The 18,263-nt window shown below is 71.1% G+C and carries 17 protein-coding genes; 5 read left to right on the plus strand and 12 right to left on the minus strand.

Annotated elements, in window-relative coordinates; genetic code table 11:
• Positions 1-2: 2 nt before the first annotated feature.
• The 8 genes from manD to DEJ12_RS08175 form a co-directional block, all read right to left on the minus strand.
• Positions 3-1,355: a D-mannonate dehydratase ManD gene (gene manD / locus DEJ12_RS08140; RefSeq protein WP_246521547.1), complete on the minus strand. Its 1,353-nt coding sequence runs from the start codon at positions 1,353-1,355 to the stop codon at positions 3-5.
• Complete coding sequence (locus DEJ12_RS08145) at positions 1,352-2,635, minus strand: mannitol dehydrogenase family protein (protein WP_111029607.1); 1,284 nt, start codon at positions 2,633-2,635, stop codon at positions 1,352-1,354. Before DEJ12_RS08145 ends, manD begins: the two co-directional genes overlap by 4 nt.
• Positions 2,632-3,519, minus strand: coding sequence for a sugar phosphate isomerase/epimerase (locus DEJ12_RS08150; protein ID WP_111029608.1), 888 nt, complete (start codon positions 3,517-3,519; stop codon positions 2,632-2,634). Before DEJ12_RS08150 ends, DEJ12_RS08145 begins: the two co-directional genes overlap by 4 nt.
• Positions 3,516-4,727: a Gfo/Idh/MocA family protein gene (locus DEJ12_RS08155; protein WP_111029609.1), complete on the minus strand. Its 1,212-nt coding sequence runs from the start codon at positions 4,725-4,727 to the stop codon at positions 3,516-3,518. The genes DEJ12_RS08150 and DEJ12_RS08155 overlap by 4 nt, the downstream gene beginning before the upstream one ends.
• Complete coding sequence (locus DEJ12_RS08160) at positions 4,724-5,560, minus strand: sugar phosphate isomerase/epimerase (RefSeq protein ID WP_111029610.1); 837 nt, start codon at positions 5,558-5,560, stop codon at positions 4,724-4,726. The genes DEJ12_RS08155 and DEJ12_RS08160 overlap by 4 nt, the downstream gene beginning before the upstream one ends.
• Before the next feature lie 93 nt (positions 5,561-5,653).
• Positions 5,654-6,613, minus strand: coding sequence for a carbohydrate ABC transporter permease (locus tag DEJ12_RS08165; RefSeq protein ID WP_181433141.1), 960 nt, complete (start codon positions 6,611-6,613; stop codon positions 5,654-5,656).
• On the minus strand, positions 6,610-7,632 hold the full coding sequence (locus DEJ12_RS08170) for a carbohydrate ABC transporter permease (RefSeq protein WP_111029611.1): 1,023 nt from the start codon (positions 7,630-7,632) through the stop codon (positions 6,610-6,612). Before DEJ12_RS08170 ends, DEJ12_RS08165 begins: the two co-directional genes overlap by 4 nt.
• On the minus strand, positions 7,632-8,987 hold the full coding sequence (locus DEJ12_RS08175; RefSeq protein ID WP_181433142.1) for an ABC transporter substrate-binding protein: 1,356 nt from the start codon (positions 8,985-8,987) through the stop codon (positions 7,632-7,634). The genes DEJ12_RS08170 and DEJ12_RS08175 overlap by 1 nt, the downstream gene beginning before the upstream one ends.
• A 120-nt stretch (positions 8,988-9,107) precedes the next feature.
• Between DEJ12_RS08175 and DEJ12_RS08180 the strand changes: the two genes are divergently transcribed.
• The 3 genes from DEJ12_RS08180 to DEJ12_RS08190 all read left to right on the plus strand — a co-directional run bounded on the left by DEJ12_RS08180 (position 9,108) and on the right by DEJ12_RS08190 (position 12,464).
• Positions 9,108-10,193, plus strand: a complete 1,086-nt coding sequence (locus tag DEJ12_RS08180; protein ID WP_181433143.1) for a LacI family DNA-binding transcriptional regulator — start codon at positions 9,108-9,110, stop codon at positions 10,191-10,193.
• 47 nt (positions 10,194-10,240) lie between these two features.
• Positions 10,241-11,737, plus strand: coding sequence for a glucuronate isomerase (gene uxaC, locus DEJ12_RS08185; RefSeq protein ID WP_111029612.1), 1,497 nt, complete (start codon positions 10,241-10,243; stop codon positions 11,735-11,737).
• A gap of 118 nt (positions 11,738-11,855) precedes the next feature.
• Positions 11,856-12,464, plus strand: a complete 609-nt coding sequence (locus DEJ12_RS08190) for a class I SAM-dependent methyltransferase (protein WP_111029613.1) — start codon at positions 11,856-11,858, stop codon at positions 12,462-12,464.
• A gap of 30 nt (positions 12,465-12,494) precedes the next feature.
• Here DEJ12_RS08190 and DEJ12_RS08195 read toward each other — a convergent pair whose 3' ends face one another.
• The 3 genes from DEJ12_RS08195 to DEJ12_RS08205 all read right to left on the minus strand — a co-directional run bounded on the left by DEJ12_RS08195 (position 12,495) and on the right by DEJ12_RS08205 (position 13,788).
• Entirely contained in the window at positions 12,495-12,872 is a 378-nt protein-coding gene (locus DEJ12_RS08195; RefSeq protein ID WP_111029614.1) for a type II toxin-antitoxin system death-on-curing family toxin, read from the minus strand.
• Positions 12,869-13,072, minus strand: a complete 204-nt coding sequence (locus DEJ12_RS08200) for a ribbon-helix-helix protein, CopG family (RefSeq protein WP_175330845.1) — start codon at positions 13,070-13,072, stop codon at positions 12,869-12,871. The genes DEJ12_RS08195 and DEJ12_RS08200 overlap by 4 nt, the downstream gene beginning before the upstream one ends.
• Positions 13,073-13,248: 176 nt before the next feature.
• Positions 13,249-13,788: a gluconokinase gene (locus tag DEJ12_RS08205; protein WP_111029615.1), complete on the minus strand. Its 540-nt coding sequence runs from the start codon at positions 13,786-13,788 to the stop codon at positions 13,249-13,251.
• 112 nt (positions 13,789-13,900) lie between these two features.
• Between DEJ12_RS08205 and gndA the strand changes: the two genes are divergently transcribed.
• Positions 13,901-15,358 carry an NADP-dependent phosphogluconate dehydrogenase gene (gene gndA, locus DEJ12_RS08210; RefSeq protein ID WP_027464472.1) on the plus strand — a complete coding sequence of 486 codons (1,458 nt, stop codon included), beginning with the start codon at positions 13,901-13,903 and terminating at the stop codon, positions 15,356-15,358.
• An 81-nt stretch (positions 15,359-15,439) separates the two neighbouring features.
• Here gndA and DEJ12_RS08215 read toward each other — a convergent pair whose 3' ends face one another.
• Positions 15,440-16,195, minus strand: a complete 756-nt coding sequence (locus DEJ12_RS08215; protein ID WP_146245071.1) for a hypothetical protein — start codon at positions 16,193-16,195, stop codon at positions 15,440-15,442.
• 109 nt (positions 16,196-16,304) lie between these two features.
• Between DEJ12_RS08215 and DEJ12_RS08220 the strand changes: the two genes are divergently transcribed.
• Entirely contained in the window at positions 16,305-17,939 is a 1,635-nt protein-coding gene (locus DEJ12_RS08220) for a molybdopterin-dependent oxidoreductase (protein ID WP_111029617.1), read from the plus strand.
• The last annotated feature ends 324 nt before the right edge of the window (positions 17,940-18,263 follow it).

Raw genomic sequence — 18,263 nt, forward strand, 5'->3', positions numbered from 1 at the left:
GACTACCAGTCGTGGACGGTGCCGTCGGCCAGGCGGTTGAACGGCAGGTACGCCTGCTCGTAGGGGTACTTGCCGGCTTCGTCGACGTCGAGGCTGACCCCGAGGCCCGGCTCGTCACCCGGGTGCAGGTAGCCGTCGGTGAACGTGAACGTCTGGTGGAACACCTGGTTGGTCTGCGGTCCGTGCTGCATGTACTCCTGGATGCCGAAGTTGTGGATCGCGAGCCCGAGGTGCATCTGCGCGGCAAGGCCCACCGGGGAGATGTCGGTCGGCCCGTGGAAGCCGGATTTGACCTGGTACAGCGCCGCGTACTCCATCGTCTTCTTGAGCGGCGTGACGCCACCCATGTGCGTGACGGCACCGCGGACGTAGTCGATGAGCTGGTCCCGGATGATGTCCTTGAAGTCCCAGATGGTGTTGAAGACCTCGCCGATCGCCAGCGGCGTCGTGGTGTGCTGCCGGACGAGCTTCAGGGCCTCCTGGTTCTCGGCGGGGGTGCAGTCCTCGAGCCAGAACAGATCGTAGGGCTCGAGCGACTTGCCGAGCTTGGCGGCCTGCAGCGGGGTCATCCGGTGGTGGCCGTCGTGCAGCAGCGGCAGTTCGGGGCCGAACTCGTTGCGGACGGCCTCGAACACGGTGGGCACGTGGCGCAGGTAGGCGCGGGTGTCCCAGTCCTCCATCGCCGGGTACGCACCGCGCTGCGCGGGCTCGAAGTCGTAGCGGACGCCGGCGTTGCCCTCGGTGGTCCTGTTCGAGGCGATGCCGTAGATGGACTCGAGGCCGGGGACACCGGTCTGCACCCGGATCGAGCGGTAGCCCTCTTCCTGGTGCTCGCGGATGGAGTCGAACAGCTCGGGCAGCTCCTTGCCCGAGGCATGGCCGTACGCCATGAGCCCGGTGCGCGATGCCCCGCCGAGCAGCTGGTAGAGCGGCATCCCGGCGACCTTCGCCTTGATGTCCCAGAGGGCCATGTCGACGGCGGCGATCGCGGCCATCGTGACCGGACCACGGCGCCAGTACGACGACCGGTAGAGGAACTGCCAGGCGTCCTCGATGCGGCTGGCGTCACGGCCGACGAGCAGCGGGACGACGTGCTCGGACAGGTAGGCGGAGACCGCGAGCTCGCGGCCGTTCAGGGTGGCGTCGCCGAGGCCGGTGACGCCGTCGGCCGTGGTGAGCTTGAGCGTCACGAAGTTCCGGTTCGGGCTGGTCACGATGACCTCGGCCCGCTCGATCAGCTGGCCGCGGTCCGCCGAGGCCCAGGTGTCCGGACGGCCGGCGGTGGTCTCGGCCGGCCCGCTGTCGGTGGCGCCGGGGACCGGGGCCGCGGGGTTCGTGGTGTTCGTGTCGGTCATGCGTGGACTCCTCCGTTGGAGCGTTCGCGGGCGCGTGCCGCGGCGGTGCGGATGCGGTCGGCCGCCGCCGTCACGGCGGCGACCACGGGGGTGGTGTCGAGTTCGGGCGCGACGACGGCCAGGACGTCGTGCACGTCCGAGTCTGGCCCGGGGGCACCGGGGTCGTCCACCAGGTCGGGTCGCTCGGTGACGTGCAACCACCACGCGGCGAGGGCGGTGGCCGCTCCGGTGCCGATGCCGGCCGAGGGGTCGCGGGCGAGCCGGTGCCGCACGACGTCGACGACACGGACGGGCAGCTTCTGCGAGCCGCCGGACGCGATCTGCCGCAGGGTGTGCCGGATGCGCTGGTTGGCGAACCGCTCGACCAGGGCCGCGCGGGCGTCGGTGACCTCGGCCTCGGGCAGCGGGAGCTCGAGCGCGGCTTCGTCCCAGAGCTGCTCGACGGCGGTGCGGCAGACCGGGTCGTCCATCGCCTCGGCCACGGTGTCGTGGCCGAGCTGCAACCCCAGGTAGGCGAGGAGCGAGTGCGAGCCGTTCAGCAGCCAGAGCTTCCGCTGCTCGTACGGCGTGACGTCGTCGACGATCCGGACGCCGGCCGTCTGCCATGCCGGTCGGTCGATCCCGTCGAAAGCGTCCTCGAGCGCCCACTCGGCGAACGGCTCGGTGACGACGGGGACCCGGTCGCCGGCGAGCGCACCCGGCAGTTCCGACAGGCGCCCGACGTCGTCGTCGGTGGTGGCCGGGGTGATCCGGTCGACCATCGAGCTCGGGAACGTGACGTTCGCCTCGATCCAGTCGTGCAGGGCGTCGTCGGTGACGGCGTCGAGCACGGCGTCGCGCAGGACCGCCCCGTTGTGCGTCAGGTTGTCGAGACTGACCAGCGCGATGCGCCCGGACCCGGCGGCACGGCGGGCGTCGAGCCCCGCGACCAGCCGCGCGGGCACGTCGGAACCGGGCCGGTAGCCCTGCTCGGTGACCGTCAGCGTGACGATGGTCGTCTCCGGGGACGCGACCACGTGCCTCCAAGCCGTGTCGTCGCTGCCCGGGTGGGCGGCCACGATCGTGTCGACCACCTCGGCTCCGTCGCCGGACGCGGCTCGGGTGACGAGCGTGTACCGGCAGTCCTGCGCGGTCAACGCGTCCGCGGCGGCGGGCGAGCGGCCGGTGAAGGCGGTGATCCCCCACGGCTCCCCCGTGGTGTGGGCGGTGTACCAGGCGAGGTGGGCACGAGCAAAGGCCCCCACCCCCAGGTGGACGATGCCCGGACGCCGATCGGTCATGCCGACACCGGTACGAGGGAGCGGAGGTACGCCAGGTTGTCGGCGGTGCGGGCCTCGAGCGGGAGGTCGGTGGAGAAGTCCTCGATGGTGACCCATCCGTCGTACCCGACCTGGCGGAGCGCGTCGAGGTACTCGGACACCGACGCCTGGCCGGTGCGCAGGGGTGCCCACTCGTGCTGCCAGATCGAACTGCCGTCGGCACGGGCGTCACCGGTGTCGACCCAGCGGGCGTTCTTCACGTGGGCGTGTGCCAGGTACGGCCCGAGCAGTTCGAACGCGGCCAGGTGGTCCTCGTACCCCTCGATCACGAGGTTGCCGAGGTCGTGGATGACGCCGACGTGTGCGGGGTCGAGACCGTCGATCAGTCGCAGTGCCGCGGATGCCGACGGCGTGATCGTCATGTGGTGCAGCTCGACGAGTGCCTTCACGCCGAGCTCCGACGCACGCGCCGCGACCCACTCGAGATCGGCGCGGGTGCGGTCGAAGAGCTGCGGGTAGGTCTCGCCGGTGCGTTCCCGCTCGGCCCGGTAGTGCGGCATCGTGACGCGGACCTGCCGGGCGCCGAGTTCGCTGGTCACGCGCAGCATCGTCTCGACACCGTCGTGGTCGGCGGCCGGCTGGTAGCCGCCGATGCCCGAGTACTCGAGCCCGGCGGCGTCGGTGACCCGGGCGATCTCGCCGACCCGGTCGCGGATGCCGGTGTACTGCCAGGTCGAGTTGTTGCCCGCCCAGAACGACCGCTCGGCGGGGACCTCGGTGCCGTCGGCCGGGCGGTCGTCGACGATGCGCCACTCGATGCCGTCCCAGCCCTGCGCCGCCAGGGTCTCGGCGGCTTCGGACGGGGTCCAGTCGGGGGTCGAGGCGGTGAACACGGAGAACTTCATCGGGTGGCTCCTTCGGTCGCGCTGGCGGTGGCGGGTGTGCCGACGACGGGCACCACATCGTCGTACGTTCCCTCGATCACGTCGTCGATGCGCACGGGTCGCCCGAGCGTCGCGCTGACGTAGAGCCCGCGGACGGTGGCGAGCGACACGAGGGCCGCGTCGACGGTGACACCCGGTTCGCGTCCCTGCCGGATCGCGTCGACGATGTCCGTGTACTGCCGAGCGTGCCCCGCGGCGAAGTGGTCGGGTTCGGCCGGGCCGCCGACGACGTGCTCGGGCGGGACGACCTGGTCCTTCTGGTCGACCGCACCGGCGACCGCGGTGGCGTTCGACGTGGTGGACGCGGACTCGAGCGTGGCGGTGTCCGGGGCGATGTGGAAGTACGCGAGCCGGTCGTCGTCGACGATGGCGGAGCCGTGCGTGCCGTACACGGCGTACCGGGCGGAGAGCCCCGGGTACGCGGCGGTCGTGCAGTGGACGACCCCGAGCGCCCCGCCGGCGAACCGGACGGTGGCGACGGCGGTGTCCTCGACCTCGATCCGGTCGTGGGCGAGGAGCCCCGTCTGGGCCGAGATCTCGACCGGACGGCCGAGCGCCCAGACGAGCAGGTCGACGGTGTGCACGCCCTGGTTCATCACCGCGCCGCCGCCGTCGAGCGCCCAGGTGCCGCGCCAGTCACCGGAGTCGTAGTACCCCTGCGACCGGTACCACGCGACGCTCGCGAGCCCCGAGGTCACGGTGCCGAACCCGCCGTCGTGCGCGGCCCGGGCGACGGCCGCCGACGCCGGGTCGAAGCGGTGCTGACTGATGACGCTCGTGACGAGCCCGCGGTCGCGCGCGGCTGCGGCGAGTGCCGCGATCTGCCGTGCCCGGGGCATCGTGGTGTCGAGCGGCTTCTCGATGACGACGTGCTTGCCGGCGGCCAGGGCGGCCTCGGCGAGCTGCACGTGCATGCCGGACGGCGAGCAGATCGCGACGACGTCGATGTCGGTCTGGTCGATCGCCTCCTCGATGGTGGACGTCGTGATCGGGCGGGCGACGCCCATCGCCTCGATCGCGTCGGCTGCGCTCGTGGCGGCTTCGGGCACGGCGTCGACGAGGGCGACGACCTGCAGGTCGGGGTGGTGGACGGCGACGGTGGCGTGGTGGCGTCCGATGACACCGGCGCCGACGACGGCCAGGCGGAGCGGGTTGGTGGGTTCGGTCATCGCAGGGTGACTCCGATCTGGTCGGTGAGGGTGCGGAAGGCCCGGCCGGCACGACCGAAGGCCGCGGGGCCGGAGAACCCGCCGAGGGAGGTGAAGTCGCTGAGGTGCGGTTCGAGCGAGGCGTACCCGGAGTAGCCGGCGTCGCGGAGCGCGGTGAGGGTCTGGAGCAGTTCGCCGTCACCCTCGCCCGCGGGGACCACCGACGAGTCGGCGGCGAGGGCGTCCTTGACCTGCAGGTAGTCGACGTACGGGGCGAGCTGCTCCCAGCCGTCGGTGAAGGGCCGGACGCCGCACTGCACGTAGTTCGCGTTGTCCCAGGCCAGGCGGAGCGCGGACGAACCGACGCTCTCGACGATGTCGAGCACCCGCGCGGGGACGTCGCCGTAGATGTCCTTCTCGTTCTCGTGCAGCAGCGTCACGCCTTCGCGCTCGGCGAGGTCGGCCAGCGCCCGCATCCGGACGAGGACGTCGTCGCGGACGTCGTCGGGGCTGCGGCCGTCGAAGTAGAACGAGAAGATCCGGATGTTCGTCGTGCCGAGGGCGTGCGCGGCACGGATCGCACGGGCGAGCCGTGACACCTCGTGCTCGACGGGTTCGTCGACGGGCACCTTGCCGATCGGCGAGGCGATCGCGGACACGGTCTGCCCGCGCTCGTCGAGCAGCCGGTGGAGTCCGGCGAGCTGGTCCTCGTCGAGGTCGACGACGTTGACGCCCCAGGCGCTGCGGACCTCGATGGCGCTCGCGCCGAGCGCCTGGAGGACCGCGACCTGGACGACCGGGTCGGCGTCGATCTCGTCGCCGAAACCGGAGAGTTCCCAACTGGGCTGGGTCATTGCATTCCCTTCATGCGACCAGACTGGAGGCGCGGGGCGGGCTGGCACCGCGCCTCCAGGCAGTCTGTGGACAAGTCGGCAGACTGCACAGCGCTACTTGACGGAGCCGGCGGTGAGCCCGCCGACCAGGTAGCGCTGGAAGATCAGGTACAGGGCGACGACGGGGACGGCGCAGACGATCGAGGCGGCCATCATCTGGCCGTAGATCGGGACGGCGCCGCCCTCCTGGGTGGTGCCGAGCACCTGCAGGACCACGGCGACCGTCCGGGTGTTCGGGGTCGTCATGATCGTGGAGAACAGGACGTCGTTCCAGCCGAGCAGGAAGGCGAAGATCGCGGACACGACGATGCCGGGCCACGACAGCGGGAGGACGATCTTCGTCAGGATCTTCGTCGAGCTGGCGCCGTCGATGCGCGCCGCTTCCTCGAGTTCCTTCGGCAGGCCGCGCAGGTACGTGACCATCACCCACGTCGAGAACGGCAGGGCGAAGGTCAGGTAGGTGACGAACAGGCCCCAGCGGGTGCCGATGATCTGCACGCCGGTGGCGCTGGCGATGTTCGAGAACACCACGAAGACCGGCAGGAGCAGGAGCGTGCCGGGGATCGACTGCAGGGCGAGGAGCCCACGCAGGATCGTCAGCCGCCCGAGGAACCGGAACCGGACGAGCACGTAGGCCGTGGACACGGCGAGCGCGGCACTCGCGACGGCGACGGCACCGGCGGTGAGCATCGAGTTCACCAGTCCCTCGCCGAGGGCGACCGTCGACCAGATCTCGACGTAGTTCGACAGCGTGAACTCGGACGGGAAGTACTCGCCACGGGCGACGGCGACGTCGGAGTTGACGGAGCCGAACAGGATGTAGAGCACCGGGACGGCGATGAACGCGATGATCACCGCGATGACGGTGACGAGCAGCCAGCGCGGCAGCAGCCGGGTGACGTCGGTGTCGTAGGGACGCTTGCTCCGTCGGCCGCTGCTGCCGGTCGTGATGCTCTCGGTGAGCGTCGCGGTGGGGCGGGTGCGGGTGCTGAAGGACGTGCTCGGGGTGGTCATGCGCGTGCTCCGTCGATGTCGGCGGCGGTCGGGGCGGCGGCGAGCGTGGCGCGGTCGGCGCGACGCTGCTTCCGGTTGGGGCCGGCGTCGTCGCCGGTGTCGAGCTTGACCGCCCGCAGGTAGACGAACAGCGGGATCGCGACGATCACGAGCGAGCAGATCGCCATCGCGGCGGACAGGCCGAAGCGGAACGACTGGAAGCTCGCGATGTACGTCAGGACGGGCATCACCTCGACGCTGGACGGCAGCGGGATGCCGAACAGCACGAACGGCAGCGTGAAGTTGTTGATGTTGTGCAGGATCGAGATGATCACCGCGAGGCTGAGGGGTCCGCGCAGGTACGGGAAGATGATGTACCGCAGCTTCGCCCACCAGGTCACCCCGTCGAGCGCGGCGGCCTCGTGCACCTCGTTGTCCACGGCCTGCAGTCCGGCCAGGGACAGCAGGTAGACGAAGGGCCAGCTCGTCCAGATCATCACGCCGGCGAGCGCCCAGTACGACGCCGAGCCGTTCAACCACAGCACATCGGTGTGCAGGATCGAGTTCACGACCCCCTGCGGCTGGAGCATCGTGCGGAAGAACGTGCCGACGACGAATGCCGGGAGCACGTACGGGATCAGGTAGATCGAACGGACGAGCCCGCGACCGGGGAACCGGTTCTGCGTCGAGATCGCGGCGGCGACCCCGATCGGCACGGTCACCGCGGTGACGAGCACCGACAGCGACACCGAGATCCAGATGGAGTGCAGCAGCGGCGAGTTCGTGAACGCCTCGGTGAAGTTCGCGAACCCGACGAACGGGGCACTGAACCACTGGCGGAGCGTGTACTGGTCGAGGTCGAGCATCGCGATCCAGAAGCCCACCAGGAGCGGCACCAAGATGACGGCGAGCATGAGGACCCCGCCGGGCAGGAGCATCCACAGCGGGCGCTCGCGTTTGTAGAGGGGCGTCTTGCCGGCCGGGCGGACCGGCCGGGGCGGCGCCGCGTCGGTGCGGGGCCTGGTCTGCGTGCTGGTCATCACAGACCTCCGTTCTTCTGACGGTCGAGGGTGGCCTGGGCGTCCTTCTGGGCGTCCTGCAGTCGCTTGCGGAGCTGGTCGTCGGTGACCTCGCCGGACTTCAGCGACGGGATCGACTGCACGACCACGTCGACCAGGGCGAGCTGGATGTCGGACCAGGCGCCGGTGAACGCGGTCGGCTTGGACAGGCGGCCGGCGTCGATGATCGGCTTGAGCTGCGGGTTGTCGGCTGCAAGGTCGGCGGCGGCCGACGCGTTGGTCGGCAGGTTGCCGAACAGGTCGTAGTACTCGAGCTGGGCCTTCGGGGCGCTGAGCTGCTTGACGAACGCGAACGACAGCTCCTGCTTCGTGCCGTAGTCGGCGACGACCCAGTTGTCGCCGGACAGGATGCTGGCGGCCTCGATCCCGTCGGACGGCCGCTCGGACGCCCCCGGCGGGACGGTCGGCAGCAGGGCGAACTCGTACTTGCCGTCGACCTTGGTGTCCGTGAAGGAGTTGATGGCGGTGGTGGTCGTCATCGGGAAGAACGCGGCCTTGCCCTCGGTGAACTGCGCGAGGGCCTGGGCGTTGTTCCAACCGATCGCGGCCGGGTCGACGACACCGTCCTTCGTGACCCAGTCGAAGTAGGTGCGGTACGCGTTCTCGACGGCCTTGCTGTCGATCTCGGCCTTCGAACCGTCGACGATCGTGTTGCCGGCGTTCTGGGCCATCCCCCACACGAACTTCCAGGGGTCGAAGCCGTCGGCGTAGGCGATCGCCATTCCGTGGCGACCGTCACCCGTGGTGGCCTTCGCATCGGCGGTCAGCTCGTCCCACGTCGTGGGCATGTCGGTGATCCCCGCCTTGGCGAGCAGGTCCTTGTTCACCGCCATCACGAACGGACGGCTGGCGAACGGGATCCCGATCTGCTTCGACGCACTCGGACCGGAGATGCCGAACGACGCGGGGTCGAACTGGTCCTTGCCGCCGATCGCGTCCCACTCCTTCGTGCCCATCTCGACGAAGGCACCGGTCGCGTACGCGGTCGGGGTGAAGGTGGTGCCGATCGCGTAGACGTCGGGGCCCTGCCCGGAGATGACGCTCGTCTGGATCGCGGTCAACTCCTCCTGCGCGGACGAGTAGGTCTCCCACTGGATGTCCGCACCGGTCGTGCGCTTGAACTCGGCGGCGGTCTCCCGCTGCCACTGCTTGCGTTCCTTGGGGTAGGTGGTGTCCGCGCCCATCATCACGCGGAGGGTGTTCGGGTCGTCGCCGCTGCCGTTCACCACAGCGCATCCCTGCAGGGACAGTGCGGCGAGGGCGACCACGGCGACGGCACCGACGATGGTGCGGACTTGCAGTCTTCGCGTCTTCACGGGGGTTTCCTCCTCGAGACCTCCTCCGAGCGGCGCTGCTCGGTGGCACCACTGTTCCGCCGTTGGCAACATGCGGCAACCGGTTGCCACTTGTTGCCAGACGCGAATACGTTCGGCCTCGTGAAGGACCTCTCGACGGACGGCGGCGGGCGCACGGGCGGTGCTGCCGGCACCGCCGCTGGTGCCGCACGTCGCGTCACCATCCGCGACATCGCCGACGCCACCGGGGTCGCCGCGTCCACCGTCTCCCGCGCCCTGTCCCTGCCCGACCGGGTCAACCCCGTCACCCAGGAGCGCATCCAGCGGGCAGCCCGCGAGCTCGGCTACGTCGCCAACTCGCAGGCCCGGGCGCTGACGTCCGGCCGCACCCGTGCCGTCGCCGTGCTCGTGTCCGACATCACGAACCCGTTCTACTTCGACGTCATCCGGGGCACGCAGCACCAGCTCGCCGGGGCCGGCTGGACGCAGCTGCTCGTCGACACCGAGGAGTCCGCCGACGCCGAGATGGCCGCACTCACCGCCGTGGGGGCGAAGGCCGACGGGGTCGTGCTCACGGCGTCACGACTGTCCGACGCGCAGATCGCACGGTTCGCCGAACGGATCCCCCTGGTCGTCGTGAACCGTCGGCCCACCGGCGTGCCCTCGGTGCTCATCGACACCCCCGGCGGGGTGGAGCAGGCGGTGCAGCACCTGGTGTCGCTGGGACACCGGGAGATCCTGTACGTCGCCGGGCCGGACAGCTCGTGGTCGAACGAGCGTCGGTGGCGCGCGCTCGTGCAGGTCGCCAAGCGCCTGGGGATCCGCGTCGCCCGGGTCGGGCCGCACGCACCCTTCGTCGACTCCGGCGCCGCGGCCGCCGACGCCGCCGTGCACGCCGGTGCGACCGCGTGCATCGCCTTCAACGACCTGATCGCCATCGGGATGCTCGCCCGGCTGCGGGAGCGCGGGGTCCGCGTCCCCGAGGACATGAGCATCGTGGGCTGCGACGACATCTTCGGCGCCGACTTCTGCAACCCGCCGCTCACCACGATGACCTCGCCGATCGAGCGGGCCGGCCGGGTCGCGATCCGGATGCTGCTCGGACGGCTCGGCGCCCTGCCCGCCGACGAACTGCCCGGGGAGCACATGTCCGGCGCCGTCGCCCTGCCCACCCACCTGACCGTGCGCGAGTCGACCGGGCCGGCACCGCGCGCCCACAACGACTGATCCCGCACTCGCCACCGGCGAACCCGCCGCCCCCGAAGGAGTCGATGATGACCCGCACCAGCACCCCCACCCGGCTCGCACCGCACCCCGACCGGCTGTTCCCCGCCGACCCCGGAGCGCGAGCCGTGGCACGCACCGTGTACGAGGCGGTCAAGGACGCCCCGATCATCTCGCCGCACGGGCACGTCGATGCGGCGTTGATCGCCTCGAACCAGCCGTTCAGCGACCCCGCATCGCTGCTCATCACGCCCGACCACTACGTGCTCCGCCTGCTGCACGCGAACGGGGTGGACCTGGCCGCGCTGGGACGCGCGGACCGGTCGGGGCCCCGCCCGGGCTCGCAGGCTCGCCCGGCGGCGTCGGCGCATCGCTGGCGCGATGCCGCTGAGCCGACGCCGCCAGGCCGTGCCATCTGGCGGCAGCTGGCGGAGCACTGGGACGACTTCCTCGGGACCCCCGTGCGCTACTGGTTCGAGACGGAGCTGCACGACGTGTTCGGGCTCGACCAGGCGCCGTCCGCGGCGAACGCGGACGACCAGTACGACCACATCGCCGGCCTGCTGGCGTCGCCCCCGTTCCGGCCACGCGCGCTCTTCGACGCCTTCGGCATCGAGGTCCTCGCCACCACGGACGGCCCGGCGGACGACCTCGCTGCGCACGCGCAGCTCGCGGCGGACCCCGGCTTCACCGGCCGGGTCCTCCCCACGTTCCGCGCGGACGCCGTGTTCGACCCGACGCGGTCGGACTGGAGGCCCGTGGTCGCGTCGATCGGCGAGGCCGCCGGCATTGACACGGGCAGCCACGCAGGGCTGTTGGCGGCTCTCCGCGCACGTCGCCACTACTTCATCGAGCACGGTGCGACCGCCACGGACACCGGAGTGCTCGACGCGGGCTCCGCTCCCCTGCCGTCGAGCGAGCGGGAGCGCATCCACGCCGCGGCGCTGCGCGATGCGTCCTCGGTCACCGAGGCCGAGGCGACGGCGTACCGGCACGACATGCTCTACCGCTGGGCGGAGATGAGCGTGGAGGACGGCCTCGTCATGCAGCTGCATCCCGGGGTGATCCGGAACCACCACACCCCGACGCTCGAGCGCTTCGGGCCGGACACCGGGCACGACCTGCCGGCCGTCGGGTCCTTCACCGAGCCGCTCCGGCCGCTGCTCGAGTCCTTCGGCACCGCTCCCGGGTTCCACCTCGTGCTCTTCACCGTCGACGAGACCGTCTTCTCGCGCGAGATCGGGCCGCTCGCGGGCTTCTACCCCGCCGTGTACGCGGGCGCGCCGTGGTGGTTCATCGACACCCCGGCGGCCATCGGGCGCTACCGGTCGGCCGTCACCGACTCGGCGTCGTTCACCAAGACCTCCGGGTTCATCGACGACACCCGCGCGTACTGCTCCATCCCCGCGAGGCACGACATGGCGCGGCGGGCAGACGCGGCGTACCTGGCGTCGCTCGTGGTCACGCACCAGGTCTCCGAGGAGGACGCCGTCCGCACCGCCCGCCGCATCGTGTCCGACATCCCTCGGGCGACGTTCAAGCTCTGACGCTGGCGGCGCCGCACTGCCGCGTGGTGCGAGGTTCCGTGCCTGGTGCGAGGGGTGCCGGGTCGCACGGAACACGGAACCTCGCACGGTTCGGCGCTGCGGCGGTACGGTCGGGCGCATGACGGAGCGGGTGACGGCGGCGTACGGCGCTCGGGCCGACGAGTACGCGGCACTGCTCGGGTCGATGGACACCGTCCACCCCGACGACCGAGCCCTCGTCGACGCCTGGGCAGCCGGTCGAAGCGGTCCCCTGGTCGACGCCGGGTGCGGCCCCGGTCACTGGACGGCGCACCTCGCACGGCAGGGGCACCGTGTCAGCGGCATCGACGCGGCGCCTGAGTTCGTCGAGCACGCACGACGGACGCACGGCGCCGTGGACGCGGACATCGACTTCCGGGTCGCGTCGCTCGACGCGCTCCCGCTCGTGGACGGCAGCGTCGACGGGGTCCTGGCCTGGTACTCGGTGATCCACCACGAACCGTCGCAGATCGGTGGGGCACTCGCCGAGTTCCGTCGGGTGCTCGCCCCCGGCGGTGGGCTGCTGCTCGGGTTCTTCGAGGGCGCCGCGGTCGAGGCCTTCGACCACGCCGTCGTCACCGCCTACCGCTGGCCGGTCGCGTCCCTGGCGGCGCTGCTGGACGAAGCGGGCTTCGACGTCGTGGACGTCCACACCCGCACGGACCCGGGGGCCCGGCCGCACGGGGCGATCAGTGCGGTGCGCCGCTGATCGCTGACCGCTGTCCGTTCCAGCGGCCGGTCAGGCGTCCGAGACCATCGCGGTCAGAGCAGCAGCGATCTCCGGCACGGCATCGAGTTCCCCCTCGGCGATCGCGACGATGAAGTCGTACGCCTGATCGTTCGAGGCGTGGAGCCGGACGCCGTTCACGCCGAGGAAGACCACGAGCAGCATCAGCCCGAGGCGCTTGTTGCCGTCGACCAGGGCGTGGTTCCGGACGGCGGAGTGGACGAGCGCCGCCGCCTTCTCGACCAGCGTCGGGTAGGCGTCGTTCCCGCCCACCGACGCGGCGGGTCGCGCGACCGCCGCCTCGAGCAGTCCGACGTCGCGGATCGCGTAGTCAGCTCCCAGGGTCCGACGAGCGACGTGCAACGCCTCGTCGGTCGTGAGGTGGATCACTTGCCGAGTCGTTCGAGCGCCTCGGCGTAGCGCGGGAGTTCTCGGTCGAGGATGCCGTCGATCAGATCGCTGCGGCTGTGCTGCTCGACGTACTCGCGGATGGCGGCGCGCGCGACGTCCTGCATCGAGCGCTCCTCGAGGTCAGCACGCTTGCGCAACGCCGCTGCCTCGTCGTCGTCGAGTCGGAGGGTCATGGCCATGGGGTCGATGGTATCAAGAGTGGTATCTGAACGCGCGGCAGTGATCGTGGTCATGGAGCGACGGTACGAGCGTCTCCCTCGACGCGGACGGGACCGGGGATCGGTTGGGGATGGCGACGGCCGCACTGCGCCCTGTGGAGGAACTGCCCGGATCCGTCGCGGGTCGTCGACGCTCGTCAGGCGGTGGTGACCGCGAGCGCGGCGAGGATCTCCCGCACGGTGTCGTCGACCGATCCGTCGATCGACACCGCGACGGCGGCCTCGTCGGGCTGCGGCCACTCGAGGGTCGCGAACTGCGAGTCGAGCAGCGTCGTCGGCATGTACTCGTGCTGGCGGTGGGACTGCCGTTCGGCGATCAGGTCGCGCGACCCGTCGAGGAAGGCGATGACGAGACCCGGCGCGGACTCGCGCAGCCGGTCCCGGTAGGCGCGCTTGAGCGCCGAGTTCGCCATCACGCACCGGGAGCCGTCCGATTCCACCGCGGCGATCCGCTCGGCGCAGGCGTCGAGCCACGGCCAGCGGTCGTCGTCGGTGAGCGGGATCCCCTGCCGCATCTTCTCCTTGTTGGCGACCGGGTGCAGGTCGTCGGCGTCGACGAAGACGCACGGTTCGCCCTGCGCGACCAGGGCGTCGGTGAGCGCCTGGCCGATGGTGGACTTGCCGGAGCCGGAGACCCCCATCACGAGGACGGGCGGGTGGACAGCGAGCTCGCTCATCCCTCCACAGTATTGATCCGGTGAACTCTGGTCCCCAGTTCCCGCAACACCTGTGCGATCCCAGACCGCCGGTCGTAGGTTGGGCGCCAACGTCAGGACAAAGGAGGCCCTCGTGGCAGACAACAACGGTCAGGCGAACATCGGAGTCGTCGGACTCGCAGTGATGGGCTCGAACCTCGCCCGCAACCTCGCATCGCGCGAAGGCAACACGGTGGCGGTCTACAACCGCACGTACGCCCGTACCGAGGAGCTGCTCCAGGAGCACGGCGACGCCGGGTTCATCGCGTCCGAGGACATCGACGGGTTCGTCGCCTCGCTGTCGAAGCCCCGGACCGCCATCATCATGGTGCAGGCCGGCAAGGGCACCGACGCCGTGATCGGACAGCTCGCCGAACGCTTCGAACCGGGCGACATCATCGTCGACGGCGGCAACGCGAACTTCCACGACACCATCCGACGTGAGCACGACCTGCGCGAGAAGGGCCTGAACTTCGTCGGCACCGGCATCTCCGGTGGAGAAGAGGGCGCACTCAAGGGCCCGTCGATCATGCCCGGTGGCTCGAAGGAGGCCTGGGAGACGCTCGGGCCGATCCTGAAGTCGATCGCCGCGGTCGCCGAAGGTGAACCGTGCGTGACCCACATCGGCACCGACGGCGCCGGGCACTTCGTCAAGATGGTGCACAACGGCATCGAGTACGCCGACATGCAGCTCATCGCCGAGTCGTACGACCTGCTCCGTCGCGTCGGCGGGCTCTCGGTGGAGGACCTGGTGCAGGTCTTCGACGAGTGGAACAAGGGCGACCTCGAGTCCTACCTGATCGAGATCACCGGTGAGGTCCTCAAGCAGCGCGACGCCGACACCGGCAAGCCGCTCGTCGACGTCATCCGTGACGCGGCCGGCTCGAAGGGCACCGGCGTCTGGACCGTGCAGAACGCCGTGGGCCTGGGCATCCCCGTCTCGGGCATCGGCGAAGCCGTGTTCGCCCGCGCCGTGTCGTCGAAGCCGACGCAGCGTGCCGCGGTGCAGCAGTCGGTCAAGAACCGTCCGCAGATCGCCGAGGTGCCGGACACCTTCGCCGACGACGTGCGTGCGGCGCTGTACGCCTCGAAGGTCGTCGCGTACGCACAGGGCTTCGACCTCATCATCGCCGGGGCGAAGGAGTACGGCTGGGACATCGACCTCGGCAACGTCGCGAAGATCTGGCGGGGTGGCTGCATCATCCGAGCTCAGTTCCTGAACCGCATCGTCGAGGCGTACGCCGAGAACCCGAAGCTCGAGTCGCTGCTGGTCGACCCGTACTTCGCGAACGCGGTGGCCGAGGGCGAAGCCGCCTGGCGCCGCATCGTCGGCATCGCGGCTGCGTCGGGCGTCCCCGCTCCGGGCTTCTCGTCCGCGCTGTCGTACTTCGACTCGCTCGCGTCCGACCGTCTGCCCGCGTCGCTGATCCAAGGCCAGCGCGACTTCTTCGGCGCGCACACCTACCAGCGCATCGACAAGGACGGCACCTTCCACACGCTGTGGTCCGACGACGACCGCCGCGAGGTCGAGCAGGAGCCGTCCACGCACTGACGACCGCACCCGCTGCCGACCACGGAGGTCGGTGCGGGTCCTGCAAGGAGGGCCTCGCTGACCACGGGGCCCTCCGTCGCGTCAGGCGACGATGCGTTCCCGTGCCAGGTCGGCGACGAGCCGGTCCAGCCGTGGACCGCGCCCGAGCAGCCGACGCGAACCGGGGGCGGTCCGGACGAAGAACGTCGCCACCGCGGGGGTTTCGTCCGGTCGTACGTGGTGGATCGCCACCGCACACGCGCGGCGAGCGCCAGCGGAACGGCCAGGGCGCTCGGAGCCACCGTCTCGCCCCGAGCCGTCCGAGCCGTCGACGCCGTCCGCCACGTCTTCGAGTCCGACGTGCACGACACGACTCCACCGGATCACGAGCAGCCGGGTCGCCCGCCGTTCGTCGAGTTCCCACAGGGAGGCCTCGGTAGCGCCGAAGGCCCAAGTCACGCGCGAACCGAGGTGGGTGTCCGGACGGACCTCGTCGACGACGCCACGGAGTTCGGGCGTCGGCGCCGCCGGCACCAGCCACACCGTCGGGTCGATCCGCCGGATGGCGAGCGCGAGGGCCTCGTCCGCCTGCCGCCGCCGTGCCGTCGCGGTCCGCACGACGGCGACCACGATGACCACGACACCGAGGGCGATCGCGCCGAACTCCACGATGCCGTACCAGGAGAGGTCGACGCCCGGCGCCGTCGAGACCACGACGATCCGGGTGATCAGGAGGACCAGCCAGACGACGACGATGACCCAGCGCAGGGTGGCGAGTCGACGTGCCGGAGACATCGGTGTCCGCCCGGCACCGCGGGCACGACCGGACCGCGGGACACCATCCGGACGCTGCAGCACGGTCCGATCCTCCCACGAGCCGCGCGCCACCTGCTGGCCGAACCCGATGAACGCGCGGGGAAGCCCGCACACACAGCCCACGAGCGGCCGGGCGACCTACGCTCGGGCGGTGACCACCGAGACGACGGACGAACCGATCGGCCAACCGACGGCGGGTCCGTCGGACGGCCCGGGCGGGCCCGATGCCCCTTCGACCCGACGTTGGACGCTGATCGCCGCGATCGTCGGCGTCGTGGCCGCCGCCGCGTTCCTCGGTGTCGCCGAGTTCGGCGCGCTGCTGCTCGGCGGAGCGGGCAGCCCCCTGGTCGCCGTCGGATCCGCCGTCATCGACCTCGCTCCCCCGGGTGCGAAGGACTTCATGGTCGCCGTGTTCGGCACCGGGGACAAGGTCGCCCTGTTCGTGCTCATGACGGTGATCGTCATCGCGATCAGCGCCGGTGCCGGTGTCCTCGAACGTGCACGACCGCCCTTCGGTGCCCTCGTGTTCGCCGCCGGTGGTGTGCTGGCGCTGCTGGCCGTCAGTACCCGCTCGGGCAGCGGGACGCTCGACGGCGCCCCGACGGTCCTCGGCATCGCGGCAGCAGTGGTCGTCCTGCGCCTGCTGCTCCAGCGGCTGCGCCGGTGGGAGGCCGCGGCGACCGTGCCGACGGCGGCACCGCGACCGGCGTCGACGGAGCGGCGGACGTTCCTGGTCTGGGGCGTCGCGACGGCGACCGTCGCGGTCGTGGTGGGCACCGCCTCCCGGCTGGGGTCGTCCGGGATGCAGGCGGCCGCTGCTGCCAGGCGGGCCATCCGGCTGCCCGCCGCCGCGACCCCTGCACCGGCGGTCCCCGCGGGTGCGTCGCTGGACGTCGACGGCATCACCCCCTACATCACGCCGAACGCCGACTTCTACCGGATCGATACGGCCCTGCGGGTGCCGCAGGTCGACCCCGCCGACTGGTCGCTCCGCATCCATGGCGCGGTCGAGAACGAGATCACGCTGACTTGGGACGAGCTGCTCGCACTGCCGCTCGAGGAGCACGTGGCCACCTTGAGCTGCGTGTCGAACGAGGTCGGCGGTGACCTCATCGGCACGGCCCGCTGGCTGGGCTACCCCATCCGGGAGCTCCTCGCCCGGGCACGTCCGACGGGCGATGCCGACATGGTGCTCTCACGGAGCATCGACGGGTTCTCCGCCGGCACCCCGCTCGACGTGCTGCAGGACGACGGCACCGCGGCGCTGCTCGCGGTCGGGATGAACGGCGAGCCCCTGCCGACCGAGCACGGGTTCCCGGTGCGGATGGTCGTGCCGGGCCTGTTCGGGTACGTCTCGGCGACGAAGTGGGTCACCGAGCTCGAGGTCACCCGGTTCGCCGACGCGCAGGGCTACTGGACCCCGCGTGGCTGGTCGGAGCGTGGCCCGGTCAAGCTCGAGTCCCGCATCGACACCCCGCGGAACGGGTCGACCGTGACCGCAGGCAAGCCGGTCGCGATCGCCGGGGTCGCGTGGCAGCCGCACAAGGGCGTGAAGGCCGTCGAGGTCCGCGTCGGAGGCGGCGACTGGCAGCGCGCCGAACTCGCCGACTCGGTCTCCGCGGACACCTGGCGGCAGTGGGTGGTGCGGTGGACGCCGACCACCGGCTCGCACCGCATCGAGGTGCGCGCGACCAGTGCGGACGGCGAGGTGCAGACGAGCGTGGACCGGCCGCCGGCTCCCAACGGTGCGACGGGCTGGCACACGGTGACGGTCGACGCGCGCTGACCGTCCTGGAGCGGGTCCGCGACACGCCCGCAGACGGCCGTCGAGGTGGCAGAAAGCGTCGGTAGGCGGACGCGCAGGCGACACTTCGTGCCACCTCGGTGGACCTGAGCGGCATGTCGTGATCACTCGACGCCGGCGCGCTCCGCTCACCCGACGGCCTGGAGGCCCGGTGACAGCCCGCCCCGCCCCTCGCCCTGGCCGCGCGACACGCCACGTGCGTCGCGCCGGGGGTGCAGAAAGTGTCGGTTCGCGGGCGCGCAGGCGACACTTCGTGCCGCCTCGGCGAACCTGAGCGGCATGTCGTGACCGCTCGGCGCCGGCCCG

Source organism: Curtobacterium sp. MCLR17_059, assembly GCF_003234665.1.
In the GTDB taxonomy this organism is placed as follows: Bacteria; Actinomycetota; Actinomycetes; order Actinomycetales; family Microbacteriaceae; genus Curtobacterium; species Curtobacterium flaccumfaciens.